This window comes from Stenotrophomonas sp. YJH_SMC_6 (assembly GCF_059371335.1).
On sequence record NZ_JCAFUM010000012.1, the window covers coordinates 1 to 13,556 of the forward strand.

Below are 13,556 nucleotides of genomic sequence, written 5' to 3' on the forward strand. Positions count from 1 at the left end.
ACTATGGACGGTCAAACGGGCATTTTTATGGTGGTTCATCCGGGCTCTTTGGGGTCTGGAGAGGTGTGGTAACCACCATTTTCCAAAGATGTCCCGGATGAACAACGTACAGAGAGATCACAACTAACAGTCGACTCTACCAACGTGGAGCACCCGACCAACCTGGAGCACGCAACCAACCTGGCGCGCGACCACCTGGACCGCGCTCCGCCTCAGCGCCCGCGAACCTCGAACGGCTGCTCCTGCCATTCCTCCACGCTGCCATCGCGACCGTGCAGGCGCAGGCCCAGCCAATGTCGTCCCGGCGCCAGCGTGCTCGTGTCCAATGAAGCATCGAAGCCCACCGCCGGATGCTGCGGATCGGTGCTGTCCGGCCAGGTCTGGCGCACGTCGAATGCGCGGCCATAGCGCGCATCCCCCATCGAGCGGCCATCGACCAGCACCTCAACCCGTGCCAGGCCGACACCATCCTTGAACGCCCATCCCTTGATCGCCAGCGTGCCAGACACCTTTTCGCCGTTGGAAGGCGTATCCAGCCAAGCCATTGCCGGAGTCACGCACGCCCCCGCCGCGCGCTGCGCCGGCAGCCGGAACAGCAGGAAACGCTGGAAACCATGGTCACTGCTGACCACCCGCGGCGCCGGCAGCGGCCCCACCTGTCCGCAGATGGCGTGATAGCGCGCCAGCAGATCGCGATAACGCTGGTCGCTGGGTGAAAGCACCAGCAGCATCGGCGTCGAGCGCTTGCCCTCATGCAGCAGTTCCCACTGCGCCAGCTGCGCGGTGCGCCCATGCTTGTCGTTGAGCGGATGCGGCAGCACTTCGATATCGCCATTGCCGAGCTGGAAGCCCAGCTCGGCCCCCACCTTGAAGTTCCCCGCCAGCACCCGCGTGCCCGCCGGCATCTGCTGCAACTCTTCGCGCACCGCCATCGCCAACGGCTGCCAGCCAGCGAAATTGCGCGGGTAGTACTTGCTGCCTGCCAGCTGCTCGCGCAACGCAGGCGTGGAGGCCATCAGGTAATAGCCGAACGCCAGCACCATGCCTGCGCCCGCCAGCCACCAGCCGGTGCGCCGCAGCCAGCGTGGCCAGCCGTTGAGCACCACCGGCACCGCCACCAGCAGGGCCAGGTAGCCCGGCAGCGGCCAATGGAAACTGATCCGCTCGACGTCGGTGAAGAAGCCCAGCAGGAAGATGCCCAGCGTGGATACGCCCCCGACCAGGCCGAAGTAGCGCCACTGCACGCGCGTGCCGCCGCCCCTGCGGGTACCGGCCAGCGCCACCTTCCACATCGCCATGCACAGGATCGGGGTGACCAGCATGGGCTGGATCACCAGGAACCACAGCCCGTTCCATTCGAACGTCCAGGGATGGCGCTCGACCACCTGGAACTTCAGGCCGGCGTCGTGGTTGTCCGCGTTCCATGCCAGCAACGGCAGCCACGCCAGCACGCCCACCGCCAGCGCGACCCATACGCGCGGATCGGCCAGCATGCGCCGCCCCTGCGGCAGCGCCAGCAACGCGATGAAGCCAACGCCGATGACACCGATGAAACGGTAGTGACTGAGCGCACCGATCGACAGGCCCAGCGCAAGCTTCATCGCCGACGATGCATCAACGTTGTGCAGCAGCCGCGCACCGGCGTGCAGGCAGATCACCGCGGCCAGTGCCATGGGCACATCCGGCACCGCCAGCAGGCCCAGCGTCGCCGACAACGGCATCAACAGCGTGAGGCTGCCCGCTTGCCAACCGGCCACATTGCCGAACCAGCGCGTGGCCGTGCGCACCACCAGCAACGGCAGCAGCGCGCCGATGGCCAGGAACGGCAGGCGCAACGCGAGCACATGGTGGCCACCGATCTCCACACCCAGGCGCGCCAACCATGCGGTCAGTCCGGGAAGGTCCGAATACGCAGCGGCCAGATGCTGGCCTTCCTGCCAATAGAACGCCTCGTCAACAAACAGTGGCAGCCGCGCAGCCACTACCAGCTTGGCCGCTGTGACCAGCGTCCATAACCAGAGAAATATTGTCCGCGCGCGCTGTTCGCCCTGCATTGCTCTATGGATAATCGAATGGATTCCAGACCTGAGACGATCATGCCAGCCTCGTCCCCCAATCCCAGCATGCTAACCGATCAACTGCGCCAGGCCCTGCGGGAGGCACAGGATCAGGTAAACGCACTGGTGCTGGGCAAGGTGCCGGAAGTCAGGCTGGCTTTCGTCGCCCTGCTTTCCGGTGGCCATCTGCTGATCGAGGATCTGCCCGGCCTGGGCAAGACCACGCTGGCGCATGCGTTGGCCAGCAGCCTGGGCCTCAGTTTCCAGCGCGTGCAGTTCACCTCCGACCTGCTGCCCGCCGATGTACTGGGCGTTTCGGTATACGAGGCCGGCAGCCGCCAGTTCCAGTTCCATCCGGGGCCGGTGTTCACCCACGTGCTGCTGGCCGATGAGATCAACCGTGCGCCGCCGCGCACGCAGAGCGCGCTGCTGGAGGCGATGGCCGAACAGCAGGTCACCCTGGATGGGCAGACCCATCCCCTGCCCGATCCGTTCTTCGTGATCGCCACGCAGAACCCGGTGGACCTGTCCGGTACCTTCCCGCTGCCGGATTCGCAGCTGGATCGTTTCCTGCTGCGCCTGGCGATGGGCTACCCCAGTGCGCAGGCCGAACGCGAACTGCTGCGTGGTACAGACCGCCGCGACCTGATCGCACGTGCCGTACCGAAGCTGGATGACACCCAGGTGCGCGCGCTGCGTGAAGCCGTCAGCCAGGTCCATGCCAGCGATGCACTGGTCGACTACGTGCAGGCCCTGCTGACTCGCAGCCGCCAGCACGCCGGCGTGCGCGTGGGCCTGTCACCGCGTGCCGGCCTTGCGCTGCTGCGCGCGGCCAGGGCGCATGCACTTCTGCTGGGCCGCGGCCACGTGGTGCCCGAGGACGTGCAGACCCTGTTCGTGGCGGTGGCCGGTCATCGCCTCGTGGCCGAAGCCGAGTCCAGCTCGGGGCCGGCACTGGCACGGGCCATCCTGCAGACCGTTGCGGTGGATTGAGGGTGGCCACGCGCTGGGCACGACTGCAACTGCTGGCACGCCCGCGCAGGCCTGAAGCACTGCCGCAGCGCCTGGACCGCCATCGCATCTACGTGCTGCCCACCCGTTTCGGCCTGTTCGTCGCCGCGCTGCTGGCGGCGATGCTGCTGGGCGCACTGAACTACAACAACAACCCGGCGTTGCTGCTGGCCCTGCTGCTGGCGGCAGCGGCGATCGCCAGCGCCATCGCCGCGCACCTGCAGCTGTCGGGCGTACAGATCGACGCGATCTCCGCCGAGCCGGTTCCTGCCGGGCAACCACTGCGCCTGCGCGTGGACCTGTCACTGCGTGATCCGCGCGCACGCCACGGCCTGCACCTGCAGCTGGGTGACAGCGAAGCCTGGACCTCGCTGCCTGCACACGGCCGCGGTGAAGTGGAGCTGCAGGTTCCCAGCGAACGCCGCGGCTGGCTGGAGCTCCCGCGCATCCGCCTCTCCACCACCCAGCCACTGGGCCTGGTGCGGGCATGGTCGTGGGTGTGGCCGGAACAACCGCTGCTGGTCTATCCGCAACCCGAGGCGCTGGCCCCTGCACTGCCGGAAAGCGGCAACGATCCGCTGCACACGCGCGCCCATGCCAGCGGCGAGGAACTGCATCAGCTACGGCCCTATCGTGCGGGCGATGCGCCACGCAGCATTTCCTGGAAGCACTCGGCACGCCGCGACAGCCTGCTGGTGCGCGAGTACGAAAGGCCGGTTGGCATCGAAGTCATCCTCGATTGGCGCACGCTGTCCCCGCTGGGCCATGAAGCACGCATCGCGCGTTTGGCGCGATGGGTCGACATGGCCGAGCGCGAAGGCCGCCGCTACACCCTGCTGCTGCCTGCACACCCGCCGTTCGGGCCAGGCCAGGGCGCCAGCCACCACCACCTGTGCCTGCGTGCACTGGCATTGATGCCGCATGACTGAGACCACGCCCGCGCTCGACCGCAATGCCCGCAACTGGACCCTGGCCAGCGCGGCGTTGGCGCTGTTGCCGTTGCTGCTGCAGTTGCCGCCCCTGCTGGCGGGCGTGATCGCGGCCGCAGCGCTCGTGACTGCGGCTCTGTCGTGGCGGAAGGTGCTGCCCATGCCGGTGCGCCTGCTGCTGGTGCTGGCCATGCTCGGTGCCATCGCCTGGCAGATGGGGATGGTCCGACCTGGGCGCGATACCGGTTGCGCCCTGCTGGCAGCGATGCTGGCGATCAAGTCCAGCGAACTGCGCAGCCGGCGCGATGCCCGCAGCCTGCTCGGGTTCGCGCTGTTTTCCCCGTTTGCGGCGTTCCTGCTCGACCAAGGACCACTGACCACGGTGTTGGCCGCACTGGCGGGGATCAGCGCGCTGCTCGCCCTGCAACGGCTGGCCGGGGATGAAGGCCACGCCGCGCCGCTGCCCTTGCGAGGGCAGCTGCGCGGCGTTGGCCGCCTGCTGGCGATCGGCCTGCCGCTGGCATTGGCCTGCTTCTGGCTGTTCCCGCGCCTGGCCACGCCACTGTGGGGTGTTCCCGAGCGCGCCGTGGGTACGCCGGGGTTGTCCGACAGCATGGAGCCCGGCCAGTGGCTGGACCTGATGGCCGACGATGCCCCGGCGCTGCGCGTGCAGTTCTTCGGCGCGGTACCCGAGCCGATGCAACGCTACTGGCGAGGACCGGTACTGACCGCCTTCGATGGCCGGCGCTGGACACGTGACCGCGCCAGCGAGCGACGGCCGGCGGCCGTGGTCGAGGCCGGCACGCAGGGCTGGGACTACCAGATCGACTACGAACCCACCGACCGGCGCCAGCTGGTGGCACTGGACCTGCCCAGCCGCGCGCCTGCAGGCAGCACGCTGGATGCGGACATGAGCCTGAGCAGCGAGCGGTCACTGGCGTCGCTGAGCCGCTGGCGGTTGCATTCGGCGCCACCACAACGCTTCGACAGCACGCTGTCACCCTATCTGCGACGGGCCGCGCTGCAGTTGCCCAGTGGCTTCAACCCGCGCACCGCCACGTTGGCGCAGCAATGGCGGCAGCAGGCTGGCAGCGATGACGAGGCCATCGTGCGCCGCGCGCTGCAGTGGATCACCACCGACTTCTCGTACACGCTGGACACCCCTGCGGCAGGGCGCGACCCGATCGACGAGTTCCTGTTCGGCTACAAGGCCGGCTTCTGTGAACACTTCAGCTCGGCCTTCGTGGTGTTGATGCGCAACGCCGGCGTCCCGGCACGGGTGGTGACCGGCTTTGCCGGCGGCACCTACAACCGCCTTGGCGACTACTGGGTCGTGCGGCGGATGGACGCCCATGCCTGGGCCGAGGTATGGCTGCCGCAGCGCGGCTGGGTAAGGGTCGACGCGACCGCAGCCGTGGCACCGGAACGCATTCTGGACACACTGGACGACCGCCTGCAGGCCGGTACGAACACGCCACTGCAGCAACGCTGGCAGCAGCTGGGGCAGATGGGCGACTGGCTGCGCCGCGGCTGGAACGACCTGGTGCTCTCGTTCGATGCACGCCGCCAGCAGCAACTGCTCACGCCGTTCGGGCTGGATGATCTGGGCCCCACGCAACTTGTCGCTGGCTTCGTGGTGGCAACGATGCTGGCCTTGGCGTGGATGGCCTGGCTGCTGGCCCGTGGCGAGCGCGAACGCGACCCGCTGCTGCGCGCCTGGCACCGGCTCGGACGGCGCTACGCCCGCCTCGGCCTGGCCCGTGAACCGCACGAAACCGCACAGGACTGGGCCCAGCGGGTGCACCGGCAGCGCCATGACCCGGCCCTGCTCGCACTCAGCCAGCGTTTCGCCGACGCGCGTTACGCTGGAACTTGCACCGACCTCGCTTCATTATTGCGGGACCTGCGCAGGCATCGCCCGACTTCCGGAGCCTCCCCATGAACACCAAGTTCCTTCTCACCGCTGTGGCCACGCTGGCCCTGTCGGCCTGCGCCACGGCCCCCAAGCCGCTGCAGGGACAGTTCAGCCTGGTCTCCCCGCGCGACTCGGTCGCTACCCAGCAGGTCGGCACGCCGGTCCGTTGGGGCGGTCGCATCATCGAAACCAAGCCCGGCCAGGGCGAGACCTGCTTCCAGATCATCTCGCGCCCGCTCAATGGCAGTGGCCGTCCGAACACCACCTCGTCCGACGCCAGCGACGGCCGCTTCATCGCCTGCCGTGCCGGCTTCTACGACCCGGCCGTGTTCGAAGCCGGTCGTGACGTGACTTTCATCGGCAAGATCGACGGCTACCAGAACACCCGCATCGGCGAGTACGACTACCGCCTGCCCAAGCTGTCGGCCGATGTGATCTACCTGTGGCCGGAACAGCGCCAGGTCGACGTGGTGCCCTACCCCTATGGCCCGTGGGGCCCGGGCCCGTATGGTCCGTACTGGGGCGGCTATGGTCGCTGGGGCTGGTGGTGATCGTCACCGCACAGGCATGACGGAAAAGGCCGCCCTCGGGCGGCCTTTTTCATCCGCGCATGGCGTGGACAGGGGCTTCAACGCCCAGGCGCACCGAAATGCCCCAGCGGCGCACCGGCCAGCAGGTGCATGTGGATATGGAACACGGTCTGCCCGGCATGCTCGCGGCAGTTCATCACGATGCGGTAGCCGTCCTGTGCGAAGCCCTCGCGGCGCGCGTACTCGGCGGCAGCCAGCGCCAGCTTGCCGATCAGGTGCGCCTGCGACGGCTGCAGGTCATCCAGGGTCGGAATGATCTCGTTCTTCGGAATGAACAGCACGTGCACCGGTGCCTGCGGTGCGATGTCCTTGAAGCCCAGCACCTCGTCATCCTCGTAGACGATGGTGGCCGGGATCTCGCGACGGATGATCTTGCTGAAGAGGGTTTCGTTGCTCATGGTCGGCCTCGGCGGGGATGTCATCCGCATTGTAGGCCGGCCGCGCCGGGGGATGCCCGGCCGGCATTCAATCGCGGAATTCGCTGCGCGTTCCGAACGCGTGCGAGAGCGTGCCGCGATCGACGTATTCGAGTTCACCGCCAAGTGGCAGGCCCTGCGCCAAACGGCTCGGCTGTACCTTGCGTGCGCGCGCCAGCTGCGCCAGGTAATGCGCGGTGGCCTCGCCCTCGACAGTGGCGCTGGTGGCGATGATCAGCTCCTGCACCTCGCCTTCGGCCAACCGTCGCTCCAATTGCTCCAGGCCCAGCTCGCGCGGGCCGATGCCATCGAGCGGCGACAGCCGCCCCTGCAGCACGAAGTAGACACCGCGGAAGCCGGTGGCGTTCTCGATGGCCAGGCGGTCGGCCGGCGATTCGACCACGCACAGCTGGCTGCGCTCGCGGCTGCCGTTGGCACAGGTCGGGCACAGCTCGGTTTCGCTGAAATCGCGGCACTGCACGCAGTGGCCGATTCGCTCCACCGCCAATGCCAGTGTCTCGGCCAGACGCTGGCCACCTTCGCGCTCGCGCTCGAGCAGGTGATAGGCCATGCGCTGTGCAGTCTTCTGGCCGACGCCAGGCAGCACCCGCAATGCGTCGATCAATTGTTCAAGCAGGGGTGCGGACACGGCGGCATGCTTTCATGGCGTCGAGCACGCTCGACAGCTGTCTGTAGAGTCGAGCCATGCTCGACCGAGGGTTGGAGCGGGCACCTGCAGCGGCAGGCGCCCCCCTGGGAAATCAGAACGGCAGCTTCATGCCCGGCGGCAGCTGCATGCCGGCGGTGGCCGACCCCATCTTCGACTTCGACTCGGCATCGATCTTGTTCGACGCATCATTGAAGGCGGCGGCGATCAGGTCTTCCAGCATCTCCGGGTCGCTGGTCAGCGACGGGTCGATGCGCACCTTGCGGCATTCCTTGGCACCGGTCAGGGTCACGCTGACCATGCCGCCGCCGGCGCTGCCGGTCACTTCGATCTTGGCGATTTCTTCCTGGGCCTTCTGCAGGTTTTCCTGCATCTTCTGGGCCTGCTGCATCAGTTGGGCGATGTTTCCGCGCATGGTGTCTTACTCGTCAAAAGAACGGATGGAATCGGAAACAACCCGGGCACCGTGCTGTTGGATCAGCACCTGCACTTCCGGGTCGTCCATGAAAACGGCCTCTGCCACCTGCTGCCGCTCACTACGCTGGCGGTCGGCGCGCTGGTGCAGGGTCTCGGCCGGAACGTGTTCGGTTTCCACGGTCTCGACCACGATCTTCGGCGCCTGGCCGAGGGCCTTCTCCAGCATCTCGCCCAGGGCGGCCAGCGCGCGCTCCGAGCGCAGGTATTCAAATCCGGGCGAAAGGCCCAGTTTCAAGGTCCCGTGCTGGCAACTGATGAAGGCAGCGTTGGCGGCCAGCTGCCGCGACGGGCCGCTCAGGCCACTGTTGGCGACCAGATCGAGCCAGTCCTCGGCGCTGGCCAGGTCGCTCACACCTTCCAGCGGCGCATTCTCCTGCACTGGCGCCGGCTCGACCGGCGCGATGGCAATGCCTTCAGTGCGGAACGGGCGCGCGGGTGGTGCAGGCTCGCTGGGAGCCGCGACGGGAGCCGGCGGCTCATGCCAGGGCGCCACCATGGCAGCTTCCGGCCCAGCCATCTCGGCCGCCAGCGCCTCGTCACGTGCCTCGGCTTCGTCGGTGGCCCACGGCGGCAGGTCGTCGCCCACTTCTGTTTCAACGGACGGCGGCGCCGCTGCTTCGGCCTTCACCGGCGGCGGTGACACCGGCTCTTCCACCGGAACCGGCTCGGGCTCCGGCGTCGGGTCCGGTTCGGGTTGCGGGGCCGGCTCAGGTTCGGGTTCAGGTTCGCGCGGCGCGGCCTGCACCGGAGCGGCCACCTGCGCCACTACGGCCGGGCTTGCCGAAGCGGCGGCAGTCGCCGGCGTCGCTTCGTGGGTACCCGCACCGGTGCCACCACCGGCAGCATTGCCACCCGGCGCATTGCCTGCCCCCTCCACCGACTTCGGCACCGGCGGGACCGCCGCGGCCGGGCGGAACGCCAGCATGCGCAGCACGGCCATCTCGAAGCCCGCGCGCGGGCTCGGCGCCATCGGCAGGTCACGACGGCCGTTCAAGGCCATCTGGTACCAGAGCTGCACCACTTCCGGGCGCAGGCGCTCGGCGAATGCGGCGGCATCCAGGCCTTCGGCAACGGCCGCACCCGGTACCAGCTGCTGCACCTGGATGCGGTGCAGGCCTTCGGCCAGCGCTTCCAGCACGCCACTCCAGTCCGGCGAGAATTCGGCCAGCGCGGCCACCACCTGCAGCAGGCGCGGGCCATCGCCGTCAGCCAGCGCATCGAGCATCGCCGCCACCTGGGTGCGGTCGACCGTGCCCAGCATGGTACGCACCACGTCCTCGCGCAGCGCGCCGCCGGCATAGGCAATCGCCTGGTCCAGCAGCGACAGGCCATCCCGCAGGCTGCCATCAGCGGCCCTGGCCAGCTGCACGATGGCACTGCCGTCGGCCTCGATCTCTTCGGCCGCCAGGATGCGGGTCATCTGGCCCTGGATCTGGTCCTCGTCCAGGCGCTTGAGGTTGAACTGCAGGCAGCGGCTGAGCACGGTGACCGGCAGCTTCTGCGGATCGGTGGTGGCCAGCAGGAACTTCACGTGCTCCGGCGGCTCTTCCAGCGTCTTCAGCAGCGCATTGAACGCCGCCTTGGACAGCATGTGCACTTCGTCGATCAGGTAGACCTTGTACTTGCCACGCGAAGGCATGTACTGCGCGTTCTCGATCACCTCGCGCACGTCGTCCACGCCGGTGTTGGACGCGGCGTCGATTTCCAGCAGGTCGATGTAGCGGCCGGCGTCGATATCCAGACAGGCTGCACACTGGCCGCAGGGATCGGCACTGGTGCCCTGTTCGCAGTTCAGCGACTTGGCGAAGATGCGCGCGATGGTGGTCTTGCCCACGCCGCGGGTGCCGGTGAACAGGAACGCATGGTGGACCCGGCCGCTGTCCAGTGCGTTGCTGAGCGCACGGACCACGTGTTCCTGGCCCACCAGCTCGGCAAAACGCTTTGGACGCCACTTGCGGGCAAGGACGAGATAGGACATCAGGCCACCGTTTTCCATCGGATGTTCCATTGTGCCATGCCTGTCCAGCCCCCCTCGCCTCCGGCACATCTTTCGCGGGTTCCTGGCCGGGGTGCTTGTGAAGTGCCGCGCAGCCCGCTAGAATCTGCGCCCCTGCTGAGGCGTTTGCCGATGGCAGGGATCCGGAGAGGTGTCCGAGTGGTTGAAGGAGCACGCCTGGAAAGTGTGTAAGCGTCTAAACCGCGCTTCGGGGGTTCGAATCCCCCTCTCTCCGCCAGATTACGCAAACCCCTGAGAAATCAGGGGTTTTTGCTTTTCTGGAGTGACCTTCAGCGGGACACAAATCGGGACACATCTCTCGATGCGCATCCCACACCACCTCGTTCGCGCGCCCTCGGGGCTCTGGTCTTTCCGGCAACGGGTCCCCACCGATCTCCAGGCCATCGTTGGCCGACGCATCTTCAAGCGCACCCTCCGCACGTCTGAGCTGGCCGTGGCTCAGTTGCGCGCCCTGCAACTGGCGGCACGCTATGCTCAAGCCTTCGACGTGTTGAGGGAGCAACGCATGGGAATCAAGGAAGAGGACATCGACGCGCTGCTCAGGCGCCTGACCGATGGCGACCCGCTACAGCAGTTGATCTTGAACCGGACCAAGGCCGCAGACGGGACGGTGACCGAGCACTGGCAAATCGACACGCCGGACGATGTCAGGCTTTATCAGCAGATGATGGAGCTTTCGGCCTCCCAGCCCAGTGCACTGAGCGAGTTGATCCGAGAGGGTGTGCCGCCCATGCCCGTGGCCCGTCGAGTAACCAAGCCCGCTGTGGAGACCATCACCCTGGGCAAGGCTCGCGACGGGTGGCTGGCCAGCATCCAGCCCGGCTGCCTCCCCAAAACGTTCACCATTAAAAAGACCGCCATCGAGGCACTGGTGTCCTTCCTGGGGGAAAAGGCCAAACTCCACTCGGTCACCCGGTCCGACCTGGCTCGGTGGTATCAGTTCATGCGGGACGGGGGCGCAGCCACCCCCACCCTTACGAACAAGCAAAGTTATGTCGGCGGCCGCGGAGGGTTTTTCGAATGGGCGATTGCATCCGGCCACTACCCCAAAGGCGACAACCCAGCGGCCGGCCATATCACTTACTCCACTAGGGAGAAGCGGGCGCGGAAGAAGTTCGGCTTCAAAGCCTATGACAGTCATCAGGTCCAAGCGCTGTTCGCACCGGCCGCGTTCCAAGACCTGGCCCTGTCCGCCCGTTGGGCCTCGTTGCTGGGCCTCTACACGGGTGCCCGGGCATCAGAGGTCGGTCAGCTCTTGGTCGAGGATGTCTTGACGGTGGACGGACTGCCCTGCATCCGTATTTCTGACGAGGGGGAGCACCAGAAGGTCAAAACCGAGGTGAGCCTGCGCACCATCCCCGTGCATCCCGACCTGATTGAGCTGGGCTTCTTGGACTGGGTGGGCACCCTTCGAGCGCAGAAGGCACCACGGCTCTTCCCCGCCGCCAAGGCGAACGCCAAAAACGGTGCGGGCAACTGGATCACGAAGGCGTTTGGCCGACACCTGGAACAGGTCGGGGCAAACTGGCCGGAAGCCAAAAGGGGCTTCCATTCGTTGCGCAAGACCTTCATCCAAGAGCTTCAGGGCGCTGGCGTAGTGTCCGAACTCCGGGCCCAACTGGTGGGCCATGAGCTGGACGACGAGCACCATGCGACCTACAGCAGGACCTTCACGGTCCGGGAAAAGCTGGAAGGCCTTAAAGGCGTCTCGCCGGGGCTGGCGGTGCTTTCGTATGGGTTGACTCTGCCGGTCCTCAGGAGTCTCCTGACCGGTTAAAGCGCTAAACACCCCGCGACGGCGGGTGAAGCGGTTTGTCTTTTTAGCTTTTCAACATCAGGAGGATGTATGGGACGGCGAAGCGGCTTAGAAGGGTTTTTGCGGGCAGCCGGCCGGGCAGCGGCAGCGGCAGAGCGGGAGACCAAACGCCAGCAGAGGCTGCAAGCCACTCAACAGAGGCAGTTGGAGCGCCAAGAGCGCATGGCGGCCGCACAGCTGTTGCGAGAGATTCGCGCCTACGAGCTGTCGGAACGTGAAGCCGCTCGCCAAGCCAAAGCGGGATACCTAGAAGATCGACAGGGCGAGGTCGACGATCTCAACGCCGAGTTGAAGGACCGCCTGGAGGAGCTCGAGGGGTTGCTGGTGCACACCCTGTCGGTGAACGACACCATCCGCTTTGACAGCCTACGTCACACCGCCCCCCACCCTGCCTTTGAGGTGCCGAAGGAGTTGGTGCCCGGCTTCGCACCAGCCGCTGCGGAGATCGTCCCACCGACGGGCCTTGCCCGCTTTTGGCCGGGGGCCGGGAAGAAGCACGCGGCTGCATTGGCGGCCGCGCAACAGGCCCACCAGCAAATCCTCGACCAGTTCCAACGGGCAGAGATGCTAAAGAAGCAGAAGCTGGCTGACCTGCGTGCTCAACACGAGGCTGCTCGCGCCCTCTACGAGGCCGACGTGGCCCGCCGAAACGGGGAAGTTGACGAGTTCCAACGCGCCTACTTGGCCCATGAGCCTGATGCCATCGTGGCCTACAACGACATGGTCTTGGCACGCTCGGAATACCCGACCCAAGGCTTTCCCCAGCGATACAAGCTCGCGTATGCGGACGCGTCCAAGGAACTGATCATCGAATACGACCTTCCAGAGCTTTCGGTCGTTCCCACGGAGGCCGACTACCGCTACGTCAAGACCCGGGATGCTATCGACGCCAAGGCGCGTAAGGCAAGCGACATCAAAGCGCTCTACCAGGACATCATCGCCTCGATCACCTTGCGCACACTGCACGAGGTGTTTGAAGCCGACCAAGCGGATGCCTTAGCGTTGGTGACCTTCAATGGCGTGGTCAATGCACACGACCCCACCACTGGGCAAGAGGTCCGCGTCCCTGTGGTCTCGGTCCGCGCGACCAAGGCCTCCTTCCTGCAACTACGGCTGGACCGAATAGAAAAGATCCCATGCCTCCGAAACTTGGGCGCTCAGGTATCCAGCCGGCCGGATGAGCTACAAGCCATCAAGCCGATTGTTGAGTTCAACATGGTCGATAAGCGCTTCATTGCCCAGACAGACGTGCTCTCGGGCCTGGAGTCGCGGCCCAACCTGCTGGAGCTGACCCCTGGTGAGTTCGAAGCGCTGGTATCGAATCTCTTTAGTCAAATGGGGTTGGATACGAAGCTGACACGCAGCTCCCGCGACGGCGGCGTGGATGCGGTGGCCTTCGACACCCGGCCGGTGCTGGGTGGAAAGGTCGTCATTCAAGCCAAGCGCTATAAGGACACAGTGGGCGTCAGCGCGGTTCGGGACCTCTACGGAACCATGCTCAACGAAGGTGCCAGCAAAGGCATCCTAGTTTGCACCAGCGGCTACGGCACTGCGGCGTTCGAGTTCGCAAAGGATAAGCCCATCGAGTTGATCGATGGAGGCGGCCTGCTCTACCTCTTAAGGGAGCATGCAGGCCTTGATGCACGTATCGCAGCGTAAGG

Annotated in this window: 11 protein-coding genes and 1 tRNA gene; 7 read left to right on the top strand and 5 right to left on the bottom strand. The window is 66.3% G+C overall.

All coding sequences use genetic code 11. The features are described 5' to 3' along the window. Window positions 1-212 precede the first annotated feature (212 nt). Window positions 213-2,054 carry a glycosyltransferase family 39 protein gene (locus AC5P9N_RS14290; RefSeq protein ID WP_062607622.1) on the bottom strand — a complete coding sequence of 614 codons (1,842 nt, stop codon included), beginning with the start codon at window positions 2,052-2,054 and terminating at the stop codon, window positions 213-215. Between the two features lie 42 nt (window positions 2,055-2,096). Here AC5P9N_RS14290 and AC5P9N_RS14295 point away from each other — a divergent pair, with 42 nt between their 5' ends. From AC5P9N_RS14295 to AC5P9N_RS14310, 4 genes are read left to right on the top strand one after another with little or no spacing between them, the layout of a single operon-like run. Continuing rightward, on the top strand, window positions 2,097-3,050 hold the full coding sequence (locus AC5P9N_RS14295; protein WP_005408304.1) for an AAA family ATPase: 954 nt from the start codon (window positions 2,097-2,099) through the stop codon (window positions 3,048-3,050). Between the two features lie 2 nt (window positions 3,051-3,052). Then, window positions 3,053-3,997, top strand: coding sequence for a DUF58 domain-containing protein (locus AC5P9N_RS14300; protein WP_099484877.1), 945 nt, complete (start codon window positions 3,053-3,055; stop codon window positions 3,995-3,997). Then, entirely contained in the window at window positions 3,990-5,939 is a 1,950-nt protein-coding gene (locus AC5P9N_RS14305; RefSeq protein WP_099484876.1) for a transglutaminase TgpA family protein, read from the top strand. Before AC5P9N_RS14300 ends, AC5P9N_RS14305 begins: the two co-directional genes overlap by 8 nt. Then, window positions 5,936-6,463: a Slp family lipoprotein gene (locus tag AC5P9N_RS14310; protein WP_005408301.1), complete on the top strand. Its 528-nt coding sequence runs from the start codon at window positions 5,936-5,938 to the stop codon at window positions 6,461-6,463. Before AC5P9N_RS14305 ends, AC5P9N_RS14310 begins: the two co-directional genes overlap by 4 nt. 77 nt (window positions 6,464-6,540) lie before the next feature. Here the strand turns inward: AC5P9N_RS14310 and AC5P9N_RS14315 are convergent, their stop codons facing one another. The 4 genes from AC5P9N_RS14315 to dnaX all read right to left on the bottom strand — a co-directional run bounded on the left by AC5P9N_RS14315 (window position 6,541) and on the right by dnaX (window position 10,040). After that, complete coding sequence (locus tag AC5P9N_RS14315) at window positions 6,541-6,900, bottom strand: histidine triad nucleotide-binding protein (RefSeq protein ID WP_005408300.1); 360 nt, start codon at window positions 6,898-6,900, stop codon at window positions 6,541-6,543. A gap of 67 nt (window positions 6,901-6,967) precedes the next feature. Next, complete coding sequence (gene recR / locus AC5P9N_RS14320) at window positions 6,968-7,567, bottom strand: recombination mediator RecR (protein ID WP_005408299.1); 600 nt, start codon at window positions 7,565-7,567, stop codon at window positions 6,968-6,970. Between the two features lie 112 nt (window positions 7,568-7,679). Continuing rightward, window positions 7,680-8,000, bottom strand: coding sequence for a YbaB/EbfC family nucleoid-associated protein (locus tag AC5P9N_RS14325; RefSeq protein WP_005408298.1), 321 nt, complete (start codon window positions 7,998-8,000; stop codon window positions 7,680-7,682). Between the two features lie 6 nt (window positions 8,001-8,006). After that, a complete protein-coding gene (gene dnaX, locus AC5P9N_RS14330; protein WP_180863576.1) occupies window positions 8,007-10,040 on the bottom strand; it encodes a DNA polymerase III subunit gamma/tau in 2,034 nt (677 codons plus the stop codon). 163 nt (window positions 10,041-10,203) lie between these two features. Here dnaX and AC5P9N_RS14335 point away from each other — a divergent pair. From AC5P9N_RS14335 to AC5P9N_RS14345, 3 genes are all read left to right on the top strand, one after another. Beyond that, window positions 10,204-10,296, top strand: a tRNA-Ser gene (locus AC5P9N_RS14335). 84 nt (window positions 10,297-10,380) lie between these two features. Then, window positions 10,381-11,856 carry a DUF6538 domain-containing protein gene (locus AC5P9N_RS14340; protein ID WP_049459405.1) on the top strand — a complete coding sequence of 492 codons (1,476 nt, stop codon included), beginning with the start codon at window positions 10,381-10,383 and terminating at the stop codon, window positions 11,854-11,856. Window positions 11,857-12,057: 201 nt separating this feature from the next. Then, window positions 12,058-13,554: a restriction endonuclease gene (locus AC5P9N_RS14345; protein WP_197572742.1), complete on the top strand. Its 1,497-nt coding sequence runs from the start codon at window positions 12,058-12,060 to the stop codon at window positions 13,552-13,554. The last annotated feature ends 2 nt before the right edge of the window (window positions 13,555-13,556 follow it).

Excerpts from the sequence above, each read along its gene's own strand:
- dnaX (WP_180863576.1), bottom strand. The coding sequence starts at position 10,040 with ATGTCCTATCTCGTCCTTGCCCGCAAGTGGCGTCCAAAGCGTTTTGCC.
- AC5P9N_RS14290 (WP_062607622.1), bottom strand. The coding sequence starts at position 2,054 with ATGCAGGGCGAACAGCGCGCGCGGACAATATTTCTCTGGTTATGGACG.
- AC5P9N_RS14340 (WP_049459405.1), top strand. The coding sequence starts at position 10,381 with ATGCGCATCCCACACCACCTCGTTCGCGCGCCCTCGGGGCTCTGGTCT.
- AC5P9N_RS14315 (WP_005408300.1), bottom strand. The coding sequence starts at position 6,900 with ATGAGCAACGAAACCCTCTTCAGCAAGATCATCCGTCGCGAGATCCCG.
- AC5P9N_RS14295 (WP_005408304.1), top strand. The coding sequence starts at position 2,097 with ATGCCAGCCTCGTCCCCCAATCCCAGCATGCTAACCGATCAACTGCGC.
- AC5P9N_RS14310 (WP_005408301.1), top strand. The coding sequence starts at position 5,936 with ATGAACACCAAGTTCCTTCTCACCGCTGTGGCCACGCTGGCCCTGTCG.
- AC5P9N_RS14305 (WP_099484876.1), top strand. The coding sequence starts at position 3,990 with ATGACTGAGACCACGCCCGCGCTCGACCGCAATGCCCGCAACTGGACC.
- AC5P9N_RS14345 (WP_197572742.1), top strand. The coding sequence starts at position 12,058 with ATGGCGGCCGCACAGCTGTTGCGAGAGATTCGCGCCTACGAGCTGTCG.
- AC5P9N_RS14325 (WP_005408298.1), bottom strand. The coding sequence starts at position 8,000 with ATGCGCGGAAACATCGCCCAACTGATGCAGCAGGCCCAGAAGATGCAG.